The following is an 8,878-nucleotide window of genomic DNA, read 5'->3' on the forward strand; positions in this document are numbered from 1 at the left end:
TTGCGAATATGCCTGGAATGTATCCGCGTACATCTACGATTGCTCTGACCAATGCAACCTTGTCGTATGCAATCAAAATCGCATCTACACCGTTGGATGTGTTATTAAAAGATGAAATTTACCTCGGTGCACTCAACACCTATGCTGGAGAGGTTACCAACGAAGCGGTCGCACTAGCACACGGAATGAATTATAAGGCTATATAAGATGAATGAAATAGATAAAGCACATGAGATACTAGAAATTTACCGTTTTTACAAGATGGACGGTAAACTCTACCACTATGACGAAGATGACAGACTCGATGAGCTGTTTGATGCGGTTGTCATGGCGATCAATGACTGCGGAATGCTCAAACCTCTTCTGCCCCATGAAGAATTTGTCATCCCGTGTCGAGGAATACTGAACAAAGAGCGTGCCTGGCTGCAACGGTTTGAGCATCAGGATACCCGCGCTTTTTTTCTCAGCGATATTTATGACTTTTTGAAACTGTTTACCGGGCGTACCAAACTGCGGGTGAATTGAGTCTTATTCAAACTACAAAAGCCCCATCTTTGTAAACTACCTCATCGCCCAAAGAAAAAGTACGGGTATCTGCGAATACATCGACATGATAAAGCCCGTCTCGGCGTTTAAAGCCCGGTTTGCCGTAGGTACCGTGTTTAGCACCCAATGATATATGAACACCGCACATACGCTCATAGGTTCCGGTATCAGCAACCGTACGCGTCTTGCTAAAGGCTCTATTGAGTCCGAATCCGAGTTCACGTATCCAAACAACACCCCCTTCGTCTCTACGTATGTTGGAGAGAATAAGATCGAATGCCGGTGTTGAATTTTCGCATGCGACTACTTGGCCTTCTTCGATAATGAGGGTGATAGGAATTTCAGGGGTATTGATTTTGTATGTAACATCACCGAAACAATAAATTTTAACCCGTCCGTGAACCGCTCTAAGATCCTGTGCTTCGGTAAACACTTCACCCAACGGGAACTGACCGCCCCAATTTGTCATACCCGTATAATCACCGATATTGACTTTTGCCGGCTCGAAGGGGGAAGCGTAAATCAACTGTTCTCCGCCGCTGTCCAGTACACCCATCAGTGCGTTGTCAATTTTAGACTGAAGCGTACGACCGACATGACGGTAATATGCTTTATCGTATTCCAATGAATCAATGAAGTAGGGTGCTTCCTCATCCGACATACGACTGAGATGAGGATGTTCAATCACTTTTAATTTGAGTTTAAACAGCTCTACACGCAAGCGAAACGCATCGAGGCGAAAATTAGTGGATTGGATCAAGATTACCAAATCTGAGGGATTGAGAGCCTCTAATTTAGCCCGCACTTCTTCAGGCTGATACGCATCAAAATCGATTAATTGTGCATGAGGCAAGGCACCCTTATACCCTTCCATCAGAATGGTTGCAATGAGACACCGTGTATCATATACCACGACGGCATTCTCATTGTCGGTATGATGAAACGCTTCGATCAGAAGAGTTTTCAGGTACTCCTGCGCTTTTAGAATCAATTCTTCGCTCTGCAATGGTTCTTCCTCGGTTACATAGAATATTCTCTTTTATTATGCGAATTATAGCTTAGATTGTATTTTGATAAAATTCACTCGAACACCAACTCGAATATTTTATGCATACATAGTTAAAAAGATTTCAGAAGGATGCGTATGCTTCCACCTATCGTCGAAATAAAACCCGACGTCTACTTTACAGGCGCCTTTGACCCCAAAATCCGTACCTTTGATATTATTATGAAAACCGCAAACGGGAGTTCTTACAACAGTTATGTTGTACGTGGCAGCGAGGGTGTAGCGGTTATGGATACGGTCAAAAAAGAGTTCAGCAATGACTTTTTTGCCCGATTAGAGCGAGTATGTACGTATGATGAGATTCGATATATCGTATTGCATCATCTTGAACCCGATCATTCCGGTGCGCTGATTGAGCTTATGCAGCGTGCTCCTGAAGCCAAGCTCATTATTTCAGGACGTGCAGTAATGATGCTTAAAGGCATAGTCAAAACCGACATCCCTTATGAAATAGCCACTGCAGGAAAAATCATCTCTTTAGGAGATAAAACGATTGAGTTTATCATGACACCCTTCCTTCATTGGCCGGATACAATGAGTAGCTATCTTCACGAAGAAAAACTCCTCTTTAGTGGAGATGTGTTTGGAAGCCACTATTATGACGAGCGTTTGTTTGATGATCTTGTCGGAGATTTTTCATACGCTTTTCATTACTATTACGATCATATTATGCGACCGTTTAAACAGTTCGTCCTCCAAGCCCTCGAACTCTATAATAACTTTGATATCGAACTTATTGCCCCGCTTCATGGTCCGATACTTCGTAGCAATCCGCAAAGCTACATTAACAAATATGCATCTTGGAGTTCTGAAACCCGTTTTCGGAAAAATGAGTTCAACACCAAGATGCTCTCCGTTTTTTATATCTCCAGTTATGACAACACGCACAAAATGGCGGAGAAAATTACGGAAGGAGCGGACAGTGTAGTGGGGATACGAGCCAGTATGTATGATTTGGCATCGTTGGATGAATCCAATATGATCACACTGCTAGAAGAGTCGGATGCTATTTTGATCGGTTCACCGACAATTAACGGTGATGCGGTGAAACCCGCATGGGATTTGCTCTCATGCATGGCCTATTTGGAACGTACAGGAAAGATCGGTGCAACGTTCGGATCCTACGGATGGACGGGCGAAGCGCCAGAGATGCTTCATGAACGGTTAAAAGGGCTTAAGTTCCGTCTTCCGCTCAAACCACTCAAAGTAAAACTGATCCCTACGGAAGAAGAACTCGAAGCATGTGTTTCATTCGGACGCGAAGCGTCAGAGATTGCAATGGGTAAAATGGTGGAGATGGTTCTCTAAATCAGTATTCAATAAACGTTAGAGAAAGTACATCGTTTTTATAATTGTCTTGCACTTTATACTCACGATATCCATGTGAGAGGGCGATCCCGACCAAATATCTTTTTCCCTGAAAATCAATGAAACGATGAATCGCTTTTTCGGAATTAAATCGCATAATTTCATCATCCAATTCAATGCGTTCCATTGGTTGTAGAACTGGATGAGTCGTAGAGATAATCATCCCTTTACGGTCGATAAAACATCCGAATCCATTTTTTGATGAGGGAAAACTGTCTTGTAAAATTGCTTTAAATTGCGGTGTGGAATCAAAAACAATCCCTATGCCGCCGATCATTTTTCCGTTTGAAGTAATAGAAGCATTGTATATATAGGTAGCCTCATCATTGTAAAAACTACTCTGCTCAAAATTACTGACAAAATAGTTTTGAGAATTCTGATTGTTAAGTGTTTTTGTTATGAAATCACCTGATACTTTTCGACCAATTATTGAAGGATTGTTCGAAGAAGCGATAATGTTTGCATGGGAATCGTAAATGAAAAGATTCGTATAGACGGTGTAAAGACCATTAATATACTGCAATACATCGCTAATGCGTTTTGTATCCGGATGAGTGCTTACCAGTTCTTCTTCAAAAACCGGTGTGATTGCCCACCATCTGCAATCATTGGCACGTTCATACAGATTTCTGTCCATTATATCGATAGCCAGTTTTGCTGAGGTCTGAACATCGTAGATTAACCCTTCCATTATGGTATTTTCTAGATTCGTAACCGTTTCTTTAATAGTCCCCAATATTGCAGAACTCACGGTACGAAGATTATCAAGTACTGGAGTTAGAACATAAACGCGTTCTTTTGATGCGATCAGTTCACCATTGATAATGACATCACTCAAATCCTCAATCACATCGTCAGCTTTACGGATGATCGCTTTAATGTTTCCATCCAATGTACATTTTTCACTTACAGCATCTTCGACAGGAGGTTTTTTGGTACATTTTCGTACATCAATAAACGATATACTGTTCCATGGTGCACCAAAGTATCCTTCATATCCTTTTGTCTTAGCCGAAACAAAAATTTTTCCGTCACGGTAGCTGTAATCCGTATCGCCTTTAAATTCATTCCGACTGATTTTTAATTCCTTGGATTCACCGGATGAGGAGGCAATAATCTCTTTCCCATCGGAAAAATAAATCTGTTCGGTCGAATTTATCAGAGAGTGAAATATTCGTTTCATCTCATCTTCAAAACGAAAACATAACACCAACACACCGATCGTTTTATTATTGTCAACAATTTTTTGAGCGAACATAAGTGTCTTGGTCTGTGAAGAAAACAAGTCGCTATGTCCGTATTGTTCAACATATCCGTTCGTATTGATAGCATTTTGGATAATAGGGTCAGATGTAACGTGAACAGCATTATCACTGTGAATATTAATCTTTACATTGCCATCTATATCTGTAATAATAATCTCATTGTATACGGTATATTTCATTGTGTATTCAATGAGTCGTTTTTGAAGACGATCACTCGATTCTTTTCCATTTAGAAAATCGATTATAACAGCATCGGTAGCTAGAAATCCCACGTCAGCAGTACGCTCAAACAGATTCCGAATTAGAATATCAATACTGATCTGCGCTTTGGATCGAAGCTCTTCGGTGAATTTTTTTATATTTTCATGAATCAAAAGGGGTATAAGTTCTTCTTTTAGTTCAGAGAAAGTTACTATTGTTTTTTCAGTAAATGAGAAAAGATTGGCCGCTTTTTCTAGAGCGGAAATTTTACCGGTGAGAATAATTTTTTTTAAAAATCGATTTTGATTATCGAAAAGTTTAACACTTTGACTGATAAAAGGAAAAAGTTCCAAATAATTAATATTTTTCATTATTGACCATGTATTGTATGTACCTTTGATAACACTAATTTTTTAAACAATTCACTATTATAAATATAACAGAAATCAACCAGCATATGAGATAAAATTACATCATACTAATGATTAACTTTTAATCATTTTTTTTAAAAAGCCCAATAGTTATCCACGAATAGAAAATGCATTTGGTGTATATAATTTGGGAGGAATGTCATGACTGAACACGAAATAATGCGTAATGAGATTGAAAACTATCTAAAAAAATATGCCATAAATGATGAAGCCCGATATGTAATAGCACCATTGATCGCCAAAAAATCATTGGAAATGAACCATCTTTATCAGGATCTCGGTTTTAAAAACCGCATTCAAATGGGTGCCTATATGTCCCAGTATTTTCCTCAGCTTGCCCAAATAAAACCAAAAGACAAACTTTGGAAAAAATTTCTTTATGATGCTATCGGAAAAGTGGCACCCGCATGTGCTACCTGCAATGATCAGGAGCATTGTTTTACATGTCTACTCGCTGAGGCAAGTGCATGAAGACACCTTCGATAACGACCACCGAGCTCTATACCCATCTTGACACTCTTATCAGCGCTGACATTCCTGTTTTTATTCACGGTTCACCGGGGATAGGAAAATCCTACATCGTCGCTGAGGTTGCTAAAAAACACTCTCTGACATTGGTAGATGTACGTCTCTCACAAATGGATCCTGTCGACTTGCGCGGCGTTCCGGCAATTCGCGACGAACAGACCGTTTGGATGGCGCCTGTGTTTTTTCCTCGTGACAAAGAATCAAGTGGTATTTTGTTCCTTGATGAATTAAACTCCGCTCCACCATCGGTGCAAGCAGCAATCTACCAACTGGTACTAAACCGTAAAATGGGTGAATATGAGCTACCGCACGGATGGCGTATCATCTGTGCCGGGAACCGAATCAGTGACAGAGGTGTTGTTTTTAGACTCCCGACTCCTCTTGCCAATCGGATGGTACATTTAAGTGTAGAAGCCCGTTTCGAAGATTTCAAACTTTTCGCTATCCGCGAAGCACTCCACCAATTTGTAATAGGATTTTTAGGTTTTCGACCCGATTTACTTACCTCCGAGCCGGTCAGTGAGGATGACAGCAATCCGGCATTTGCCACACCGCGCAGTTATCATATGCTCTCAAATGTACTCAAAACCAGTAACGATACCTCTCGTATCGCTCCCATTATCTATGGATTGATCGGATACGGTGCGGGAATCGAGTTTTTATCCTATGTCAAAGTCTATGAAAAACTTCCGGATGTACAGGCAATCTATCGAGGCGAGTATCCGAGCATCGATAAAAGCGAACCGGCACTGCTGTATGCATTGGTTTCGGCCATGGTGGAACTCTACCGCGGCGGAGAAGACGCATCCAAACATCTTTTCGCATTTGCACAAATCCTCCCTACGGAATTTGGAGTCATGCTCATAAAGGATGCTATCGTAAAAGATGCTTCTATTGCCGAATGTTCTGAATTTGACGCATGGATTGAGCGCTATGGCGACTACATCCTTTAGCGAGCAGCTTGAAAAAATACGGGTCCAATTTCTCTTCGATCATCCGTTTTTAAGTGTTTTGGCCTTATCGATACCTCATAAATTTCAAAATAACCCGCATATGTTGTTTGAAACAGACGGTGTCAGCATACGTGTGGATGAGAGTAAAGCTCTGGGGTATGACGACGGACGACTTAAATATCTTTACGCTCATGCTTTGCTGCATATTCTCCTCAAACACCCGTTTCGTATGCAGGGCCGTGACAAACCCACATGGAACCGAAGCTGTGATATTGTAATAGGTCTATTATTAAATGATTTTCAGCGTGTAGGAAATGCTGATGAAGATGCAATAGTCATCGAATCATTTCGCGACAAAAGTGTCGAGGAGGTATACAACACTCTCTATCGTGAAAGCGATGACGGAGAGGGCCAGCAAAGCGATACGAATCCAACACAACAAAAAATGGATATTATCGAGCATGAAGGCGATACAAAAGTAGCTGAAGAAGAGATCGATGCACTCATTATCCAAGCGATGGGAGCTGCACGGAAGCAGGGGAACATTCCTGCCTCATTATTGGAAATGTTTGATGAAATAACCAAACCATCAATCGATCTCCACACGCTGCTTCATGCGTATATGTCAGAGAGTTTTTTCGATAAAGAGTCAGACTTTTCCCATCCGAATCGCCGTTTTATCCATCAGGGACTTTATCTGCCGGGATACCGCTATGACCGCAATCGGTTGAGTTTTTTTATCTTTTTGGATCGATCTATGAGTATTACAGGGGAAGTATTTTCCCGTTTTTTAGGAATCATCGACTCCATTGTCCGTATGAGTCACGATTTTGAGGTGAGTGTTATCCCATTTGACGAACGCGTATATATAGAAGAAAAAAAAAGCTACGATGCGCAATCAATATTACCTAATATTAGTTTTGCAAAAGGCAATGGAGGAACACAGTTTGAGCCTGTATTGGAGTATCTCAATACCCATTCAGGTGAAAAGAATCTTGCCGTCATATTGAGTGACGGCTACTTTTTAGTTGAAAAAGCTCCTGCCATGCAGACACTCTTTTTGCTGAGTGAGAAAAAAAATTTAACAAGGTTTGAACGCTATGGAGACGTCGTCTACTTTGACTTATAGAGAACATATTGAAATTCTAAAAGATGATTTGGATTTTGAAGAGCAGGGGGACTCAATCTATCTTAATCATGAGGATGATGAAGCGCGGTTACTCTGGGCTTTTCATCGTCCCAGTGGCTCGCATCCACTTCAAGTAGGTGATCGTAATACTGACGTAGCTATTATGGCCTTTAATCACTCCCGTTTGCGGGCGTATGATCGTTTTACCCGCCTTAATCCTACTGTTATAGCTGATCCTGATTTACGTCGTCATATTCGTAACCGTAGCCGTATGCTCTTTCGTGCTCTGGTCGATAATGATTTCACAGAGCTATTAGATGTTTTGAGACTTTTCCCCGTTTTTATCGATCAAGCATGCGATCAGATGATCAATGGGCGTATTTGGAATGAAAACTATGCAACTGCATTTCGTGCATCGCATTTTCTTGAGATTGCGTCAGAACATATCAACGATAAATTAATCGAAGGGGTTATTCGCCGACTTAAACCGCTAAATACCTACAATTATGACGAGGCAAAAGATCTTTTGGTTGAACTGAGTACGCAGGCACAAAAATTGCATGAAACAATTAAGGAACATTATGTCAACGAATTTGAAAAGTGGCTTGAACGTGAGAAACTTCATCCGCTTCAGGCTATTGTTTTACAAAAACAAATAACCCACCTAAAGGAATCGCATGTCTGAGACAAAACTCAAAGTGATGAAAACTATCTTTAACCTCAGTGATGAGTGGGAATACAACATTTATGAATCGGACGACATCGCCGAGTATGCTCAATTAGATAAAACTGAAGTAAAAAATATTATCTCCGAACTCTATGACGAAGGGTATTTAGGTGAGTGCATGAGTATTGGCGATGACGGATACGAGACCTTTTATCTCAATAAAAAAGGGCGAGCCCTGATTGGAATAGAGTGATGGTGAAACTTGTCGTCTTTTATGAAAAACCCTTTTGTGCCGCAAACGCAAAACAAAAGCAAATTCTCCGATCAAGCGGGTGTACTTTGATTGAACGTAATCTTCTAGAACACGGGTTGAGTGTCGATGAACTGCGTACTTTTTTGGGAGAGAAGAGGGTACCTGAATGGTTTAATCCAGCTGCTCCCTCTATTAAAAACGGAGAAATCAATCCAGATGGGCTCAATGAGGCTGAAGCCCTAGAGCTACTCATGAATGATCCGATTCTCATTCGCCGTCCATTGATGGTCATCGGGACAGAAAAACTATGCGGATTTGATGAGAAGAGAGTTTCTGAACTATTGGAACGTTACGTTGAAGCAATGCCAAAAATTAATTGCATGGAAAAAGCGTGTCTCGAAAAAAAATCTGCTGAATAATCTACTTACATTCTTAATTTCCAATAACTGTAGATGTATCATGATATTTTCA

The 8,878-nt window shown here is 40.7% G+C and carries 10 protein-coding genes and 1 pseudogene; 9 read left to right on the forward strand and 2 right to left on the reverse strand.

Going from position 1 to position 8,878, the window contains the following annotated elements:
- Both PHP90_RS12905 and PHP90_RS12910 read left to right on the forward strand, forming a co-directional pair.
- Nucleotides 1-206: pseudogene (locus PHP90_RS12905) on the forward strand (alanine dehydrogenase); the annotation flags it as partial.
- 1 nt (nt 207) lies between these two features.
- Nucleotides 208-525, forward strand: coding sequence for a hypothetical protein (locus tag PHP90_RS12910; RefSeq protein ID WP_299930718.1), 318 nt, complete (start codon nt 208-210; stop codon nt 523-525).
- Between the two features lie 7 nt (nt 526-532).
- Here PHP90_RS12910 and PHP90_RS12915 read toward each other — a convergent pair whose 3' ends face one another.
- Entirely contained in the window at nt 533-1,552 is a 1,020-nt protein-coding gene (locus PHP90_RS12915; RefSeq protein WP_299930721.1) for a hypothetical protein, read from the reverse strand.
- 138 nt (nt 1,553-1,690) lie between these two features.
- Between PHP90_RS12915 and PHP90_RS12920 the strand changes: the two genes are divergently transcribed.
- Nucleotides 1,691-2,920 carry an FprA family A-type flavoprotein gene (locus tag PHP90_RS12920; RefSeq protein ID WP_299930724.1) on the forward strand — a complete coding sequence of 410 codons (1,230 nt, stop codon included), beginning with the start codon at nt 1,691-1,693 and terminating at the stop codon, nt 2,918-2,920.
- Nucleotide 2,921: 1 nt separating this feature from the next.
- On the opposite strand, the gene PHP90_RS12925 is transcribed toward PHP90_RS12920, so the two are convergent.
- Complete coding sequence (locus PHP90_RS12925; protein WP_299930727.1) at nt 2,922-4,817, reverse strand: cache domain-containing protein; 1,896 nt, start codon at nt 4,815-4,817, stop codon at nt 2,922-2,924.
- A 201-nt stretch (nt 4,818-5,018) separates the two neighbouring features.
- On the opposite strand from PHP90_RS12925, the gene PHP90_RS12930 reads away from it, so the two are divergent.
- The 6 genes from PHP90_RS12930 to PHP90_RS12955 are packed head-to-tail and all read left to right on the forward strand — an operon-like array spanning nt 5,019 to nt 8,826.
- Nucleotides 5,019-5,348 (forward strand): nitrogen fixation protein NifQ, encoded by a 330-nt coding sequence (locus PHP90_RS12930; protein WP_299930731.1) that lies wholly within the window; start codon nt 5,019-5,021, stop codon nt 5,346-5,348.
- Nucleotides 5,345-6,358, forward strand: a complete 1,014-nt coding sequence (locus tag PHP90_RS12935; RefSeq protein ID WP_299930734.1) for a MoxR family ATPase — start codon at nt 5,345-5,347, stop codon at nt 6,356-6,358. The genes PHP90_RS12930 and PHP90_RS12935 overlap by 4 nt, the downstream gene beginning before the upstream one ends.
- Nucleotides 6,291-7,487: a VWA-like domain-containing protein gene (locus tag PHP90_RS12940; protein ID WP_299930737.1), complete on the forward strand. Its 1,197-nt coding sequence runs from the start codon at nt 6,291-6,293 to the stop codon at nt 7,485-7,487. Before PHP90_RS12935 ends, PHP90_RS12940 begins: the two co-directional genes overlap by 68 nt.
- A complete protein-coding gene (locus tag PHP90_RS12945) occupies nt 7,459-8,172 on the forward strand; it encodes a hypothetical protein (RefSeq protein ID WP_299930740.1) in 714 nt (237 codons plus the stop codon). Before PHP90_RS12940 ends, PHP90_RS12945 begins: the two co-directional genes overlap by 29 nt.
- On the forward strand, nt 8,165-8,407 hold the full coding sequence (locus tag PHP90_RS12950) for a hypothetical protein (protein WP_299930742.1): 243 nt from the start codon (nt 8,165-8,167) through the stop codon (nt 8,405-8,407). Before PHP90_RS12945 ends, PHP90_RS12950 begins: the two co-directional genes overlap by 8 nt.
- Entirely contained in the window at nt 8,407-8,826 is a 420-nt protein-coding gene (locus PHP90_RS12955) for an ArsC/Spx/MgsR family protein (protein WP_299930744.1), read from the forward strand. The genes PHP90_RS12950 and PHP90_RS12955 overlap by 1 nt, the downstream gene beginning before the upstream one ends.
- Nucleotides 8,827-8,878 lie beyond the last annotated feature (52 nt).

The organism is Sulfuricurvum sp., from assembly GCF_028712165.1.
In the GTDB taxonomy this organism is placed as follows: domain Bacteria; phylum Campylobacterota; class Campylobacteria; order Campylobacterales; family Sulfurimonadaceae; genus Sulfuricurvum.

Excerpts from the sequence above, each read along its gene's own strand:
- PHP90_RS12935 (WP_299930734.1), top strand. The coding sequence starts at position 5,345 with ATGAAGACACCTTCGATAACGACCACCGAGCTCTATACCCATCTTGAC.
- PHP90_RS12955 (WP_299930744.1), top strand. The coding sequence starts at position 8,407 with ATGGTGAAACTTGTCGTCTTTTATGAAAAACCCTTTTGTGCCGCAAAC.
- PHP90_RS12945 (WP_299930740.1), top strand. The coding sequence starts at position 7,459 with ATGGAGACGTCGTCTACTTTGACTTATAGAGAACATATTGAAATTCTA.
- PHP90_RS12910 (WP_299930718.1), top strand. The coding sequence starts at position 208 with ATGAATGAAATAGATAAAGCACATGAGATACTAGAAATTTACCGTTTT.
- PHP90_RS12925 (WP_299930727.1), bottom strand. The coding sequence starts at position 4,817 with ATGAAAAATATTAATTATTTGGAACTTTTTCCTTTTATCAGTCAAAGT.
- PHP90_RS12950 (WP_299930742.1), top strand. The coding sequence starts at position 8,165 with ATGTCTGAGACAAAACTCAAAGTGATGAAAACTATCTTTAACCTCAGT.
- PHP90_RS12920 (WP_299930724.1), top strand. The coding sequence starts at position 1,691 with ATGCTTCCACCTATCGTCGAAATAAAACCCGACGTCTACTTTACAGGC.
- PHP90_RS12940 (WP_299930737.1), top strand. The coding sequence starts at position 6,291 with ATGCTTCTATTGCCGAATGTTCTGAATTTGACGCATGGATTGAGCGCT.
- PHP90_RS12930 (WP_299930731.1), top strand. The coding sequence starts at position 5,019 with ATGACTGAACACGAAATAATGCGTAATGAGATTGAAAACTATCTAAAA.